General features: G+C 55.8%; 10 protein-coding genes. All 10 read left to right on the forward strand.

All coding sequences use genetic code 11. The features are described from left to right. Positions 1 to 603 precede the first annotated feature (603 nt). The 10 genes from HV213_RS05975 to recD all read left to right on the forward strand — a co-directional run bounded on the left by HV213_RS05975 (position 604) and on the right by recD (position 17,064). Positions 604 to 1,887, forward strand: coding sequence for an HAAAP family serine/threonine permease (locus HV213_RS05975; RefSeq protein ID WP_181485019.1), 1,284 nt, complete (start codon positions 604 to 606; stop codon positions 1,885 to 1,887). A gap of 63 nt (positions 1,888 to 1,950) precedes the next feature. Then, positions 1,951 to 3,318, forward strand: a complete 1,368-nt coding sequence (locus HV213_RS05980; protein ID WP_181485020.1) for an L-serine ammonia-lyase — start codon at positions 1,951 to 1,953, stop codon at positions 3,316 to 3,318. 228 nt (positions 3,319 to 3,546) lie between these two features. Continuing rightward, complete coding sequence (locus tag HV213_RS05985; protein WP_181485021.1) at positions 3,547 to 4,014, forward strand: prepilin peptidase-dependent protein; 468 nt, start codon at positions 3,547 to 3,549, stop codon at positions 4,012 to 4,014. Further along, a complete protein-coding gene (locus HV213_RS05990) occupies positions 4,005 to 4,568 on the forward strand; it encodes a prepilin peptidase-dependent protein (RefSeq protein WP_181485022.1) in 564 nt (187 codons plus the stop codon). Before HV213_RS05985 ends, HV213_RS05990 begins: the two co-directional genes overlap by 10 nt. After that, a complete protein-coding gene (locus HV213_RS05995) occupies positions 4,565 to 4,972 on the forward strand; it encodes a DUF2509 family protein (protein ID WP_181485023.1) in 408 nt (135 codons plus the stop codon). Before HV213_RS05990 ends, HV213_RS05995 begins: the two co-directional genes overlap by 4 nt. Continuing rightward, the gene (locus HV213_RS06000) at positions 4,957 to 5,280 is read left to right on the forward strand and encodes a prepilin-type N-terminal cleavage/methylation domain-containing protein (protein ID WP_110276454.1); all 324 of its coding nucleotides are present in this window, start codon (positions 4,957 to 4,959) and stop codon (positions 5,278 to 5,280) included. Before HV213_RS05995 ends, HV213_RS06000 begins: the two co-directional genes overlap by 16 nt. 12 nt (positions 5,281 to 5,292) lie before the next feature. After that, positions 5,293 to 8,667, forward strand: coding sequence for an exodeoxyribonuclease V subunit gamma (gene recC, locus HV213_RS06005; RefSeq protein ID WP_181485024.1), 3,375 nt, complete (start codon positions 5,293 to 5,295; stop codon positions 8,665 to 8,667). Between the two features lie 128 nt (positions 8,668 to 8,795). Next, on the forward strand, positions 8,796 to 11,681 hold the full coding sequence (gene ptrA, locus HV213_RS06010; protein ID WP_181485025.1) for a pitrilysin: 2,886 nt from the start codon (positions 8,796 to 8,798) through the stop codon (positions 11,679 to 11,681). Then, on the forward strand, positions 11,678 to 15,223 hold the full coding sequence (gene recB, locus HV213_RS06015) for an exodeoxyribonuclease V subunit beta (protein ID WP_181485026.1): 3,546 nt from the start codon (positions 11,678 to 11,680) through the stop codon (positions 15,221 to 15,223). Before ptrA ends, recB begins: the two co-directional genes overlap by 4 nt. Further along, positions 15,220 to 17,064: an exodeoxyribonuclease V subunit alpha gene (gene recD, locus HV213_RS06020; RefSeq protein WP_181485027.1), complete on the forward strand. Its 1,845-nt coding sequence runs from the start codon at positions 15,220 to 15,222 to the stop codon at positions 17,062 to 17,064. Before recB ends, recD begins: the two co-directional genes overlap by 4 nt.

Genomic DNA, 17,064 nt, shown 5'->3' on the forward strand with positions numbered 1-17,064 from the left:
TGCGATAGTCACAACATTGTTTTTTTTGTAGCGCCTTTAAATAGTTGGATGTTGTTATATTCTTCAGTTATTTAAGGTACTTCTGCGGTGACGGTTACTGTCCATTGCCTTCGTGGCGATGTTGATGCTGTTTACCGGGCTGGCAGAGGCTCAAATTCGGATATTTCCTCAGAAACCTGGCACGATAACGGTTCATTGGGACGCCGTTATGGTATCGCCCGGTGTGGAAACCTGCCACGGTTGCTCAGTCTGGCAGCCATCAGCCATCTGAAATATTTAAATCAGCGAGAATATTTTTGATTTTTTTATTAATTGTATGACAAATATGATTTGTTATCTCTGAAATTAAAATATATAAATATATGGGTAATTGAAGTGGGTGCTGAAATAATAACGTATTAAAAATGATACTTTAAAAAATATTAAATCTTTGGTGCTATTTTTGATGCGTTAAAAGTCCTCTCTATAAATCAGGTTATGTGATCGCGGTTAGTGAATCAGCTTAGTTGTATTTAATAAAATAGCCAAATAAACACAGCACATTTATTACCTAAATCAGAGTCAAATAAATCTGACACTACTCTATATTACTGAGGCAATACTATGGAAACCGTTCAAAATACCCTCGTTGCTCGCGAGAGCAGCGGCTGGAGAAAAAGTGATACCGTCTGGATGCTGGGTCTGTACGGTACTGCGATTGGCGCAGGGGTACTTTTCCTGCCGATTAACGCCGGGGTTGGGGGCTTAGTTCCGTTGATCATCATGGCAATTATCGCATTCCCTATGACGTTTTTTGCCCACCGTGGTTTAACCCGTTTTGTTCTCTCGGGCAAAAATCCGGGTGAAGATATTACCGAAGTGGTTGAAGAGCATTTCGGCACTGGTGCGGGTAAGCTTATTACGCTGCTCTACTTCTTCGCTATTTATCCGATTCTGCTGGTCTATAGCGTCGCAATTACCAACACGGTTGATAGCTTTATTACTCACCAGCTTGGCCTGGCGTCTCCGCCGCGCGCTATTTTGTCGCTGATTTTGATTATCGGCATGATGGGCATTGTCCGCTTTGGCGAAAAAATGATTGTTAAGGCCATGAGTGTGCTGGTATTTCCGTTCGTGTTTGCGCTGATGCTACTGGCGCTGTATTTGATCCCGCAATGGAATGGTGCGGTACTGGATACCCTGTCGCTGAGCAGCGCTTCGGTTACGGGTAATGGCCTGTGGATGACCCTGTGGCTGGCGATTCCGGTAATGGTTTTCTCCTTTAATCATTCGCCGATCATCTCCTCTTTTGCGGTGGCAAAACGTGAAGAATACGGTCAGGACGCTGAGCGTAAGTGTTCCCGTATCCTGGGCTTTGCCCACATCATGATGGTGCTGACCGTGATGTTCTTCGTGTTCAGCTGCGTGCTGAGCCTCTCTCCGGAAAACCTGGCGGAAGCGAAAGCACAGAACATCTCCATCCTCTCTTACCTGGCAAACCACTTTAACGCGCCGGTTATCGCCTGGATGGCCCCGATAATTGCGATGATTGCTATCACCAAATCCTTCCTCGGCCACTACCTCGGTGCGCGTGAAGGTTTCAACGGTATGGTGATTAAGTCCCTGCGCGGTAAAGGGAAATCAATAGAAATCAACAAACTGAACAAGATCACTGCGTTGTTCATGTTGGTGACCACCTGGATTGTAGCGACACTGAACCCGAGTATCCTGGGCATGATTGAAACGCTGGGCGGCCCGGTTATCGCGATGATTCTGTTCCTGATGCCGATGTATGCCATCAATAAAGTGCCGGCCATGCGCAAATACAGTGGTCACATCAGCAACGTTTTTGTGGTTGTGATGGGGTTGATTGCCATCTCCGCCATCTTCTTCTCTCTGTTCAGCTAAGTTTTCAGCGCCGCCTGTCGCAGGCGGCACATCCGTTTTGCTTTGTAACCGCATGGGTGCCACATGATTAGCGTTTTCGATATTTTCAAAATCAGCATTGGGCCGTCCAGCTCACATACTGTTGGGCCGATGAAAGCAGGAAAACATTTTGTTGATACCCTGCAGGAAAAAGGCCTGCTGCATAAAGTGACTCGTCTGGTGGTGGATGTGTATGGCTCCCTGTCATTAACGGGTAAAGGCCACCATACCGATATTGCAATTATTCTTGGGCTGTCCGGGTATTTACCGGATACCGTTGATATCGACGCCATTCCCGGCATTATTTGCGATGTAAACACCATGCATCGTCTGTTTATTGAAGAAGGCCAGCGAGAAATTCAGTTCCCGGTGGCAGAATGCATGCGTTTTCACAATGAGTTTCTGCCGCTACATGAAAATGGCATGAGTATTACCGCGTTTTGCGACGGTAAAATCGTCCATTTTCAGACTTACTATTCCATTGGTGGCGGTTTTATCGTCACGGAGGAAAACTTTGGCAAGAATCAGGACGCGGAGGTCGATATTCCATTCCCGTTCTATTCTGCCCGCAACCTGTTGGCACACTGCCAGGACAACTGCCTGTCAATTTCTGCGGTGATGATGAAAAACGAGATCGCCCGCCACGGCAGGGAGAGCGTTGAGCAAAATATGGCGAAAATCTGGGAGACCATGAGAAACGCTATTAACCGGGGTATGAACACGGAAGGCATTTTGCCTGGACCACTAAAAGTGCCACGTCGTGCTTCTGCGCTGCACCGCGTGCTGGCACCGCAGAGCCAGTCGATTACACCACTGAGTGCGATGGATTGGGTCAATATGTTCGCGATGGCGGTAGGGGAAGAGAACGCTGCGGGCGGGCGAGTCGTTACCGCACCGACCAACGGTGCCTGCGGAATTATCCCGGCGGTACTGGCCTATTACGATCGCTTTATCAAGGCGGTGACGCCGGAAATCTATATGCGCTACTATCTGACCGCGGGTGCGATTGGCATTCTGTACAAGATGAATGCGTCTATTTCCGGGGCAGAGGTTGGTTGCCAGGGGGAAGTGGGGGTGGCCTGCTCGATGGCGTCTGCCGGACTGGCAGAGCTGCTGGGCGGCAGTCCGGATAAGGTATGCATTGCCGCGGAAATCGGCATGGAACATAACCTTGGTCTGACCTGCGATCCGGTGGCCGGACAGGTTCAGGTACCGTGCATTGAGCGTAACGCGATTGCGGCAGTGAAGGCCATTAACTCGGCCAGCATGGCGATGTATCGTACCAGCGATCCAAAAGTCTCACTGGATAAAGTCATCGAAACGATGTTTGAGACAGGCAAAGATATGAATGCCAAATATCGTGAAACAGCACGAGGCGGTCTGGCGATTAAAGTCGCGGTGTGCGAATCCTGAGACCTGGAAAATCGCCTGCAGAATGGAGTTCACTTCATCCTGCAGGTGGTTTTTTATGCGCCAACCCAGCTGAACGACGGCTATAAACCGTGATCAGAACCCGCTTTTTGCGAGCCGGTTTCCCGCACCTTTGCAACCCATTGCAACGCTTTAAATACTCTCCGACGCGCGACGCAAACCCTCACTTTGCCGTTCGTATCAGTCATCAATGATACGCATACTCGGCCCATGAACAGAGAACATGGCTATACCCTGATTGAAACTCTGATAACGATGATGCTGGTTGTCATTCTTAGCGCCAGTGGGCTATACGGATGGCAGAGCTGGCGACAGCAGCAGCGCCTGTGGCAAACCGCTTGCCAGGTCCGGGACTATCTTGTGCTGTTGCGCGACGACGCCAACTGGCACAACCGCGACCGGATATTAGACGTCGGGCAAAGCGCGGAGGGTTGGTGCCTGAGTGCCACCGGTGCGGCGGCCAACTGTAGCGTAAAGAACGCTTTCACGTTGCAACCGCTGTGGCCGGACGTTTCGCTTAGCGCGATCACACCAGGTCTTGGGTTTTACGGCCTGCGCAATACCGCCTGGGCCGGGCATATCAGGCTGCAAAGCGCAGCGGGCGGCTGGAATATTATTGTTTCCAACTGGGGGAGAATCCGCCTGTGTCGCGGCGAGGAGACGACATCATGTCAGTAATTCATCGTGGCTTTTCTCTACCCGAAACGCTGATAGCGATGGCGATTAGCTCCGTTTTACTACTCGGAAGCGCCCGCTTTTTGCCCTCTTTGCAACGAGTGGTTCTGAACCAGACCCAGCAGCAGTCTCTGGAAAATGAACTCTGGCAGCGTCTCTATACCGTGGCGAAGCATCTGCAACGCGCCGGTTATTGCCATGGACGCTGTAGCGGGGAAGCGCTGCACATTACAGGCAGCGGTGATTGTGTGCTCCTGCGCTGGGATGGCAACAGCGACGGGGTCTGGAATGCTTCTCCGTCGTCGGAATCTGATACAACAGGCTTTCGGCTACGCGACGGCGCGCTGGAAACCTTACGCGGGGCGAGTGACTGTAGCGGCAAGGGCTGGGAGAGAATGACCAACCCGGCGGCGATTAAAGTCACCACGTTTCAGATTACCCGGCAGGGCAGGACGGATTATCCCCCTGAGCTATCGATAACGCTGGCGGCGCAATCCGTTGCTGACTCGCGAATTCACGCGCAGGCGGAATACAGCGTAACGGGATATAACCTGTGAATCGCCAGCGCGGTCTCTCTTCGCTGCTGATGGTGCTCCTGCTGTTAGCGCTCGGTAGCCTGCTGCTTCAGGGGTTAAACCAGCAGCAGCGTTCTTTGTTGGCACAAACGGCCAGCGAAACGCAGGCGCTTCGCGATACTGCTGGTGCGCATTCCGCACTACAGTGGGGAAAGGGGCTCTCCTGGCCGTTGCAGGATGCAGTGAACTGCCAGCAGAATGGCGAATTTGGTTGGCGCGCTTGCCTGCGCATTTTCAGCGACGCATCGGTATTGCTGATAGGCGGCAGCGGCACCATGCTGTTGTGGCAATCCGGTATTGTTGAACAAAACCGCCTGCGTTTTTCTCCCCACGGATGGAGCGATTTTTGCCCATTGAAGGAGGCCAACTTATGCCAGATGCCCTAAGGCGACAAAAGGGATTTAGCCTGCCGGAAACCCTACTGGCTTTAGTGCTCCTGATCATGACCGTTACCGCGCTGGCGGGATATCAACGTGGGCTGGCTAATGGTTTTATGCAGCTCAATCAGTATCGTCAGCTGTGGCGTGACGCATGGCGATTCGGGCAGCTTAGCCCTGCCGAGATTCCGGCAAACCGACAGGTATCCCGTGTGCAGACATCGGTGCAAAGATGTGTCAGCATCACGGTAACGATCACGATGCCCACCGCAAGGCGGGCGCAGATGACCCGGCTGCATTGCCCGGTCAGTCAGTAGCCAGGAGCGAATATGTTAAGGGTGTACCACTCAAACCGTCTGGATGTGCTTGAAGCGTTGATGGAATTTATCGTCGAGCGCCAGCGGCTGGATGACCCTTTCATTCCTGAAATGGTGCTGGTGCAGAGTACCGGGATGGCGCAATGGCTACAGATGACGCTGGCGAAGCGATTCGGGATCGCGGCCAATATTGAATTCCCTCTGCCAGCCAGTTTTATCTGGGATATGTTCGTACGGGTGCTGAAAGATACCCCCGGGGAAAGCGCGTTCAGCAAACAGAGCATGAGCTGGAAGCTGATGACCCTGCTGCCTCAGCGTCTTGACGATGAAGCCTTCACGCTGCTGCGCCACTATCTGAGCGACGACAGTGACAAGCGCAAACTGTTCCAACTGGCGACAAGGGTGGCAGATCTCTATGACCAGTATTTGGTTTATCGCCCTGAATGGCTAATGCGCTGGGAGGCTGACGGGCGCGTGGACGGCCTTGGCGAGGCACAGGATTGGCAAGCGCCGTTGTGGAAAGCGCTGGTGGAGTACACTGCGGAACTGGGTCAGCCGCTGTGGCATCGCGCCAACTTGTATCAACGTTTTATCAGCGCGCTTGAATCCGCTGAAGAGCCTCCAGCCGGGCTGCCGTCGCGGGTATTTATTTGTGGGATTTCGGCGCTGCCGCCGGTGTACCTGCAGGCGCTACAGGCGCTGGGTAAGCATGTTGATGTTTACGTCCTCTTCACTAACCCTTGCCGCTACTACTGGGGTGACATCAAAGATCCAGCATTTTTGGCCAGACTGATGTCCCGTCAGCGTCGCCATCATCGTGAAACGACCCGAGAGCTGCCGCTGTTCCGTGATACTGAACAGGCACCCGGATTATTTAATGATTCCGGGGAGCAGGATGTCGGCAACCCAATGCTGGCCTCGTGGGGCAAGCTGGGGCGTGACTATATTTACTTACTGGCGGGTCTGGAACGCTATGAAGAGCTGGATGCTTTTGTTGATATCGTTCCTGACAACCTGCTGCATAATCTTCAGGCTGACATCCTCGATCTGCGCAATGCCGCGGTGGCCGGGCGTAGCGCCAAGGAGTTCGCCAACAGCCGCAGCAAGCGCCCTTTAGCGCTGGACGATCGCAGCCTGATGATTCATGTCTGCCACAGCCCGCAGCGCGAGGTCGAGGTGCTGCACGACAGGCTGCTGGCGATGCTCGAAGAGAATCCTGAACTGACGCCGCGCGATATTATCGTTATGGTCGCGGATATCGATAGCTACAGTCCCTATATCCAGGCCGTCTTCGGCAGCGCCAGCGGCGAACGCTGGCTACCATGGGCGATTTCTGACCGTCGCGCCCGTGAATCGCATCCTGCGCTACAGGCATTTATTACCCTCCTTTCACTGCCCGATAGCCGCTTTGCCAGCGAAGACGTGCTGGCGCTGCTGGACGTTCCGGTGCTGGCGGCGCGGTTTAATATTGACGAAGAGGGGCTACGCTACCTACGCCAGTGGGTTAACGAATCCGGTGTGCGCTGGGGGATGGATGACGACAACGTTCGTGAGCTGGATCTCCCGGCAACTGGTCAGCACACCTGGCGCTTTGGCCTGACGCGGATGCTGTTGGGCTATGCGATGGACAGCAGCGAAGGGGAGTGGCGCTCGGTTCTGCCATACGATGAGTCGAGCGGGCTTATCGCCGAACTGGTGGGTAACCTGGCATCCTTGCTAATGCAGCTTAATCTCTGGCGTCGCGGGCTGGCTCAGGAGCGCCCTCTGGCGGAGTGGCTGCCGGTATGCCGCGACCTGCTGAACGACTTTTTCCTGCCTGATAGCGAAACGGAAGCGGCTCTGGCGCTCATTGAACAACAATGGCAGGCGGTGATTGATGGCGGCGTTGAGGCCCAGTACGGCGAAGCGGTGCCGCTGTCGCTGCTTCGCGATGAACTCTCCCAGCGCCTCGATCAGCAGCGCATCAGCCAGCGCTTCCTTGCCGGCCCGGTGAACATCTGTACCCTGATGCCCATGCGCTCGATTCCTTTTAAAGTGGTCTGCCTGCTGGGAATGAACGACGGCGTTTATCCGCGTACTCTGGCACCGCTGGGCTTTGACCTGATGAGCCAGAAACCGCAGCGTGGCGACCGAAGCCGTCGTGATGATGACCGTTATCTGTTCCTCGAAGCGCTGATGTCGGCCGAGCAGAAGCTGTATATCAGCTATATTGGTCGCTCTATTCAGGATAATAGCGAGCGCTATCCTTCCGTTCTGGTCCAGGAGCTGGCGGACTATATCGGTCAAAGCCACTGTCTGGTGGGCGATGAGTCGTTGGATTGCGATGCCAGCGAGCGTCGTGTCAAAGAGCACATCACTCATTTGCATACGCGCATGCCTTTTGATGCCGCCAACTTTCAAGACAACGAAGATCAAAGCTATGCCCGGGAATGGCTGGCAGCCGCCAGCCAGCAGGGGGAGGCGCACGGTGATTTTATCCAGCCGCTACCCGCCCCGGAAATTGACCACCTCCCTTTCGAACAGTTGCTGCGTTTCTGGCAGCATCCGGTTCGCGCCTTCTTCCAGCAGCGGCTGCGGGTTAATTTCCGCTCGGAAGAGAGCGAAATCCCCGACGATGAACCTTTCACCCTTGAAGGGCTCAGCCGCTATCAGCTGAACCAACAGCTGCTGAATACGCTGATTGAGCAGCAGGATGCCTCGGTGATGTATCGCCGTTTCCGTGCCGCCGGAGAGTTACCCTATGGCGCTTTCGGCGAGCTGGCCTGGGAGACCCAGCGGCAAGAGATGCAAAACCTGGCGGAGCGGGTTATTGCCAGCCGCAAACCGGGGCAGAGTCTGGAAATCGATCTGCAATGTAACGGAGTCAACATTACTGGGTGGTTGCAGCAGGTACAATCCGATGGTTTGCTGCGCTGGCGGCCATCGCTGCTGAGCGTGGCGCAGGGAATGCAACTTTGGCTGGAGCATCTTGTCTATTGTGCAAGTGGCGGTATCGGCGAAAGTCGACTGTTTGTGCGCAAAGACGGGAAGTGGCATTTCCCTCCACTGGCGCAAGAGCAGGCTCAAGGATACCTGAATGAACTGGTCGACGGTTATCTGCAAGGGATGTCTAAACCGCTACTGCTGCTGCCAGAAAGCGGAGGTGCATGGCTAAAAGTCTGTTACGACGCCGAAAAGGATGTCATGTTAATGGATGAAGAGACGCAGCAGAAAGCGCGCAGTAAATTTCTTCAGGCCTATGAAGGGAACATGGTGGTCAGTGGTGAGGGTACCGACGTTTGGTATCAGCGCCTGTGGCGCACTCTGGAGCCGGAATACTATGAAGAGATTATCGCGCAAACGCAGCGCTATTTGCTGCCGGTATTTCGTTTCCATCAGTCCGAATAAAATTTTAATAGTATAAAAATTGCGCAATATATAGCTGTTCATTTATGATGCGCAACGAATCACGGACTGATGTTTTATTAAGGCTGCATACCGTGCAGCGCCAGGTTTGTTAATGATGAGGTCCGTGAATGCCCCGCAGTTTATGGTTCAAGGTTATTGTAGTTCTGGCCGCCCTTTGGGCACCGTTAAGTCAGGCAGACACCGGATGGCAACCGATTCAGGAAACCATTCGTAAAAGCGAAAAAGATACCCGTCAATATCAGGCGATTCGCCTGGATAATGGCATGGTGGTTCTGCTGGTTTCCGATCCGCAAGCGGTGAAATCGCTGTCGGCGCTGGTCGTCCCTGTGGGTTCGCTACAGGATCCCGTGGAGCATCAGGGACTGGCTCACTTCCTGGAACATATGACGCTGATGGGCTCGCAGAAATATCCGCAGCCTGACAGCCTCGCCGAGTTCCTCAAAATGCACGGCGGCAGCCACAACGCCAGTACTGCGCCGTATCGCACCGCGTTCTATCTTGAAGTGGAAAACGATGCGCTGGACGGCGCTGTTGACCGTCTGGCTGACGCCATTGCTGCACCGCTGCTGGATAAAAAATATGCCGACCGCGAGCGTAATGCAGTTAATGCCGAGCTAACGATGGCGCGAACCCGAGATGGGATGCGGATGGCGCAGGTTAGCGCTGAAACCATCAACCCGGCGCACCCGGGCTCGCATTTTTCCGGCGGTAACCTCGAAACGCTGAGCGACAAGCCCGGCAAGCCGGTGCTCGATGCGCTGCATACCTTCCGCGATAGCTGGTATTCCGCCAACCTGATGAAAGCGGTGATCTACAGCAACAAACCTCTGCCGGAGCTGGCGAGCATCGCCGCAGCTACCTATGGTCGCGTGCCGAACCATAATATTAGCAAGCCGGAAATTACCGTGCCGGTGGTGACCGATGCGCAAAAGGGCATCATCATTCACTATGTCCCGGCGATGCCGCGTAAAGTGCTGCGCGTTGAGTTCCGCATCGATAACAATAGCGACCAGTTCCGCAGTAAAACCGACGAACTGGTGACCTATATGATCGGCAACCGTAGCCCGGGCACGCTTTCTGACTGGCTGCAAAAGCAAGGACTGGTTGAAGGTATCCGTGCCGATTCCGACCCGGTGGTTAACGGCAACAGCGGGGTGCTGGCTATTTCCGCAACCCTGACGGATAAAGGCCTGGCGCATCGTGATGAAGTCACCGCGGCCATTTTCAGCTACCTCAATCTGCTGCGTAGTCAAGGAATTGATAAGCGCTATTTCGATGAACTCGCCCATGTGCTGGCGCTCGATTTCCGCTACCCGTCAATTAACCGCGATATGGATTACGTCGAATGGCTGGCTGATACCATGATCCGCGTGCCGGTTGAGCATACTCTGGATGTCGTCAACATTGCCGACCGTTACGACCCGCAGGCGATTAAAGACCGTCTGGCGATGATGACGCCGCAAAACGCCCGCATCTGGTATATCAGTCCGAAGGAACCGCATAACAAGACGGCCTACTTCGTTAACGCGCCTTATCAGGTGGATAAAATCAGCGCGCAGACCTTTGCCGACTGGCAGAAGAAATCCAGCGCCATCGACCTCAAGCTACCGGTGCTGAACCCCTATATTCCTGATGATTTCACCTTAATCAAAAGCGACAAGGCTTATCCGCATCCACAGCTGATCGTTGATGAGCCGACGCTACGTGTGATTTACGCGCCGAGCCAGTACTTCGCCAGTGAACCGAAGGCGGATATTTCGCTGGTCCTGCGTAACCCGCAGGGCATGGACAGCGCCCGTCGTCAGGTGATGTTTGCCCTTAATGATTATCTGGCGGGTATCGCGCTTGACCAGCTTAGCAACCAGGCGGCGGTCGGCGGCATCAGCTTCTCCACCGGTGCTAATAATGGGCTGATGGTTAACGCCAACGGCTACACGCAGCATCTTCCGGAACTCTTTAACGCGCTGCTGGATGGTTACTTCAGCTATACGCCGACCGAAGAACAACTGGAGCAGGCTAAATCCTGGTACGCCCAGATGATGGACTCGGCGGATAAAGGTAAAGCCTACGATCAGGCGATCATGCCAGTTCAGATGATTTCACAGGTGCCGTATTTCCAGCGCGAAGAGCGCCGGGCGCTGCTGCCCTCGATTACGCTTAAAGAGGTGCTGGAGTACCGTGATAATCTCAAAGCCAAAGGGCGTCCGGAGCTGTTGGTGATTGGTAATCTCACCGCCGATCAGTCAACTGCCATGGCGCGGCAGATTCAAAAACAGCTGGGGGCAGACGGCAACGAATGGTGCCGTAATAAAGACGTGCTGGTAAACAGCAAACAGCTGGCTATTTTTGAAAAAGCGGGCAACAGCACGGACTCCGCGCTGGCTGCCGTCTTCGCGCCGCCGAACGTGGATGAATACACCAGTTCTGCGGCGAGTTCTCTTCTCGGGCAAATCGTGCAGCCGTGGTTTTACAACCAACTGCGCACGGAAGAACAATTGGGCTATGCGGTTTTTGCCTTCTCAATGAACGTTGGCCGCCAGTGGGGAATGGGCTTCCTGCTGCAAAGTAACGACAAGCAGCCTGAATTCCTGTGGCAGCGTTTCCAGGCCTTCTTCCCGACGGCGGAAGCCAAATTGCGGGCGATGAAGCCGGAAGAGTTTGCGCAGATTCAGCAGGCGGTTATCAGCCAGATGCAGCAGGCACCGCAGACCCTGGGCGATGAGGCATCAAAGCTGAGCAAAGATTTCGATCGCGGTAATATGCGTTTTGATTCACGTGATAAAGTAGTGGCTCAGATTAAACTGCTGACGCCGCAAAAACTTGCTGACTTCTTCCATCAGACGGTAGTGGATCCGCAAGGCATGGCGATACTTTCCCAGGTTTCCGGGAGCCAGAACGGCAAGACGGAATACGCACATCCGCAGGATGGCAAAGTCTGGGAAAACGTCAGCGCATTGCAGAAATCCTTACCCCTGATGCGAGAGAATGAATGACCGAAACCGCCGAGTCTCTTGACCCCCTGCGTTTGCCCCTGACGGGCGAGCGCCTGATAGAAGCCTCTGCGGGCACCGGAAAAACCTTTACCATTGCCGCGCTCTATTTGCGGCTGCTGCTGGGGCTGGGCGGTGAATCCGCCTTTCCCCGGCAGGTCAGCGTTGAAGAACTGCTGGTGGTGACCTTTACCGAAGCGGCGACCGAAGAGCTGCGCGGGCGTATTCGTAGCAACATCCACGAGTTGCGCATCGCCTGCCTGCGTGACAGTACCGATAACCCTCTCTACGCCGGACTGCTGGCGGAAATACCTGACAAAAACCTCGCCGCGCAAACGCTGCTGCTGGCGGAACGCCAAATGGACGAAGCGGCGGTGTTTACCATTCACGGATTCTGCCAGCGGATGCTGAGCCTCAATGCTTTTGAATCCGGCATGCTGTTTGAACAGCAGCTTATTGAAGATGAATCCCGCCTGCGCTATCAGGCCTGCGCCGACTTCTGGCGTCGCCACTGCTATCCGCTGCCGCGGGATATCGCCGCGGTTATTCACGAAGCGTGGAAAGGCCCCCGTGACCTGCTGAAATCAATCGACCGCTGGCTGCAGGGCGAAGCGCCGCAGCTAAAGTCTCCGCCGCCCGCTGAAGAAACGCTGTCTGAACGCCATCAGCAAATTATTGGGCGTATCAACGCGCTCAAGCAGCAGTGGCAGGAACAGGCGGGTGAGATTGAGGCTGTGCTGGAAAATTCAGGCCTCGACCGGCGCAAATTCAATCGCGGAAATCAGGGAAAGTGGCTGGAGAAAGTGCATGCCTGGGCGCAGGAAGAGACCCTGAGCTACCAGCTTCCGGATGCGCTGGAAAAGTTCTCTCAGGCCTTTTTGCTTGAACGTACCAAAGCGGGCGGCGAATCGCCAGTACATCCGCTGTTTAGCGCGGTAGAGAACCTGTTGGCTTCACCGTTAACGTTGACCGATCTGGTTATCGCCCGGGCAATGGTCGAAATCCGTGAAGCAGTGGCCCGGGAGAAACGTCGCCGCGGCGAGCTGGGCTTTGACGATATGCTCAGTCGCCTTGATGATGCTCTGCGCGGGGATAGTGGAGAAGCGCTGGCCAGCGCGATTCGTCAGCGTTTTCCGGTAGCGATGATCGATGAATTTCAGGATACCGACCCGCAGCAGTATCGTATTTTTCGCCGTATCTGGCGACAGCAGGCAGACACCGCGCTGCTGCTGATTGGCGACCCGAAGCAGGCGATTTACGCCTTCCGCGGCGCGGACATTTTTACCTACATGAGAGCGCGTGGCGATGTGAGCGCCCACTATACGCTGGATACTAACTGGCGCTCCGCGCCGGGAATGGTTGAAAGCGTCAATCGCCTGTTTAGCCTCAGCGATAATCCCTTTATGTTTCGCGAAATCCCGTTCCTGCCGGTCAAATCGGCGGATAAAAACCAGGGGCTGCGATTTACTGTTGATGATGCCGTGATCCCCGCAATGAACGTCTGGCTGATGCCGGGCGAGGCCGTTGGCTCGGGGGATTATCAAACATTTATGGCGCAGATTTGCGCCGGGCAAATTCGCGACTGGCTCAGCGCGGGTCAGCAGGGTAAAGCGCTGCTGTGGCGTGGCGAAAAATCCACTCCGGTTCAGGCCTCGGATATCACGGTGTTGGTGCGTAACCGCCAGGAGGCCTCGCTGATCCGCGACGCCCTCCAGCTGTTGTCGATACCTTCCGTCTACCTTTCCAATCGCGATAGCGTATTTGAAACGCCGGAAGCGCAGGAGCTGCTATGGTTGCTGCAGGCGGTGCTGGCGCCCGAACGCGAAAATACCCTGCGCAGCGCTCTGGCGACCTCAATGTTCGGCCTGAACGCGCGGGATATCGAAAATCTCAATCAGGATGAACGGGCGTGGGATGAACTGGTTGAGGAGTTTAGCGGCTACCGGCAAATCTGGCGTCAGCGTGGGGTCATGCCGATGCTGCGCGCGCTGATGACCGCGCGACGTATCGCCGAAAATCTGCTCGCTACAAACGGTGGCGAACGACGCCTGACCGATATTCTGCATATCAGCGAGCTACTTCAGGAAGCTGCCAACCAGCTTGAAAGTGAACATGCGCTGGTACGCTGGCTGGCGCAGCATATCGCCGAGCCGGATAGCAATGCCTCCAGCCAGCAGATGCGCCTGGAAAGCGACAAGCACCTGGTGCAGATTGTCACCATTCACAAATCAAAAGGTCTGGAATATCCACTGGTCTGGTTGCCGTTTATCGCGCGTTTTCGTAAACAAGATCAAGCGTTTTATCACGACAGAAGTTCCTTTGCGGCGGTCCTCGACCTCGGGCAGGATGACGGCAGCATGGAGCTGGCGGAGGCCGAGCGTCTGGCTGAAGATTTGCGCCTGCTGTACGTGGCGCTGACCCGTGCGGTCTGGCACTGTAGCCTTGGCGTTGCGCCGCTCAGTACTCGCCGTAGTGATAAACCCGGTGCCAGCGATTTTCACCACAGCGCACTGGGCCGCCTGATCCAGGGCGGGGAGGCGATGGAAGCCGCAGGGCTAACGGCTCGTTTACAGACTTTCTGCTGCGATGATATTGCTCTGCAACGTCCTGCGCTTACGGATCCGATGCCCTGGCAAGCTCCGCAGACGGAACTGCCGCCGCTTTGCGCGCGTATGCTTGAGCGCACGGTGGTTGACGACTGGCGAGTCACCAGCTACTCCGGTTTACAGCAGCACGGCCACAGCGCGGCGCAGGATCTTCTGCCGCGCCTGGATGTTGATGCCGCAGGCGTTGGCGAAGTAACGGAAGAGCCGCAGCTCACGCCGCACCAGTTCCCGCGCGGCGCATCTCCGGGGACGTTTCTGCATAGCCTGTTTGAAGATATTGATTTCACCCAGCCGGTGCCCGCCGACTGGATGGCGGAGAAACTACAGCTGAGCGGGTTCGAGGAGAAATGGACGCCAGTACTGACCGAATGGCTCGACGGCGTGCTGCGCACCCGCCTGCCGGGGGCGGAGATCGCCCTGAATCAGCTTAGCGAAAGTGATAAGCAGGTGGAGATGGCCTTTTATCTGCCCATCGAACAGCCGCTGAACCCGTTGCTTCTGGATGCGCTCATCCGTCAGTACGATCCGCTCTCCGTTGATACCCCAACCCTCGATTTCCGTCAGGTACGCGGCATGTTGAAAGGCTTTATCGACCTGGTTTTTCGCCATAATGGTCGCTATTACCTGCTGGATTACAAATCAAACTGGCTGGGGCAAGATCGCGAGGCCTATACCCAGGACGCCATGATGCAGGCAATGCGCACGCATCGTTATGATTTGCAATATCAGCTCTACAGCCTGGCGCTGCACCGTTATTTACGCCATCGTATTGCGGACTACGACTATGAACACCATTTTGGCGGCGTGATTTATCTCTTTTTACGCGGCATGGACGGGCAGGACGGCGGGCAGGGGATCTTTACCACCCGTCCGGTGCTGCCGTTGATTGACGGCCTTGATGCGCTGTTTGCCGGGGAAACGCAGGAGGTGGCGCTATGACTATGGACGAACTGTTGCTGGAGGCCGCTGAGCAGCGCCTGCTGCGCCCGCTGGATGTCCAGTTTGCGCTGATGGTAGCGCAAGAAGCGCATCCGGCAGTGAAACTGGCCGCCGCGATCCTGAGCCGCGATGCGGGTGAAGGGCACGTCTGCTTGCCGATCTCTCGTCTCGAAGATGATGAGCTGCTGAGCGGAAAAGCGGCGGGCCTGCGCGAGCAAATCCTTGAGCTGACAGGTACCCCGGACGACTGGTCAACGCTGCTCCTTAGCTCTGAGGCGGTCAGCCGCGGCGAGCGGCCGACGCCCATCATTCTCTGCGGCGAACGGCTTTACCTCAACCGTATGTGGCGCAATGAACTGACCGTCGCGCGCTTTTTCAACGAAGCCAATCAGGTACTGGATGTTGATGAAGCCCGGTTGGCTTCAACGCTGGATGCGTTGTTTCCGCCAGGGGATGATATTGACTGGCAAAAAGTGGCCGCAGCGGTTGCTCTGACCCGACGGATTTCGGTGATCTCCGGCGGCCCCGGTACCGGAAAAACCACCACCGTCGCCAAACTGTTGGCGGCGCTGATTCAGACGCACGCCAGCCCGCGCTGTCGCATCCGCCTGGCGGCGCCAACCGGCAAAGCCGCGGCTCGCCTGACCGAATCCCTTGGCGCTGCGCTGCGCCGTCTGCCGTTAACGGACGAGCAAAAGGCGCTGGTGCCGACCGAAGCCAGCACCCTCCATCGCCTGCTCGGCGCTCAGCCGGGGAGCCAGCGGCTGCGCTATCACGCCGGAAACCCGCTGCATCTTGACGTGCTGGTGGTCGATGAAGCCTCAATGATCGACCTGCCGATGATGTCGCGTCTGATTGACGCTCTACCTGAACATGGGCGGGTCATTTTCCTTGGCGACCGCGATCAGCTGGCCTCGGTAGAAGCCGGGGCGGTGCTCGGTGATATTTGTGCCTGGGTAAATGCGGGATATACCCCCGAACGCGCGGCCCAGTTGGGGCGATTAACGGGTCAGCCGGTGCCTGCGGGCGAGAGCGAAGCGGCGGGGGCGCTGCGCGACAGCCTGTGCCTGCTGCAAAAAAGCTACCGTTTTGGCCGTCATTCCGGCATCGGTAATTTGGCTTATGCGGTGAACAGCGGCGAACGTAGCGCGGTACGATCGACACTGCGCCAACCGTTCGATGACATCACCCTGCATCCGCTAAGTACCACCGAAGAGTACGAGGCGATGCTTATCCAGGCGCAGGCAGGCTACGGCCGTTTCCTGCAACTGCTGCGCGAACGAGCCGAACCCGAAGAGATGATTGCCGCATTCGGTGAGTTCCAGTTGCTGTGTGCGCTGCGTGATGGTCCCTACGGCGTTAGCGGCGTGAATGAACAGCTGGAGCAGATGCTAAATCGCAAGCGGGCGATTACCCTGCCGCGCCATTCACGCTGGTATGAAGGGCGTCCGGTGATGATCTCCCGCAATGATAGCGCGCTGGGGCTGTTTAATGGCGATATCGGCATTGCGCTGGAAAGAGATGACGGCCTGCGCGTCTGGTTCCCGATGCCCGATGGCAGCATCAAGTCGGTACAACCGAGCCGCTTGCCGGAGCACGATACCGCCTGGGCGATGACAGTGCACAAATCGCAGGGCTCGGAGTTCGATCACGCGGCGCTGATCCTGCCTTCCCGCAGCGTGCCGCTGTTGACGCGTGAACTGGTTTACACCGCCATTACTCGCGCCAAACAGCAGCTGTCGATTTATGCCGATGAGCAAGTGCTGACTCAGGCGGTTGTCGCACGTACCGAACGCCGCAGCGGGCTGACGGAGATCTTTGCGGGGCAGGGACATCTCTGA

This window comes from Klebsiella sp. RHBSTW-00484 (assembly GCF_013705725.1).
Lineage (GTDB): Bacteria > Pseudomonadota > Gammaproteobacteria > Enterobacterales > Enterobacteriaceae > Klebsiella.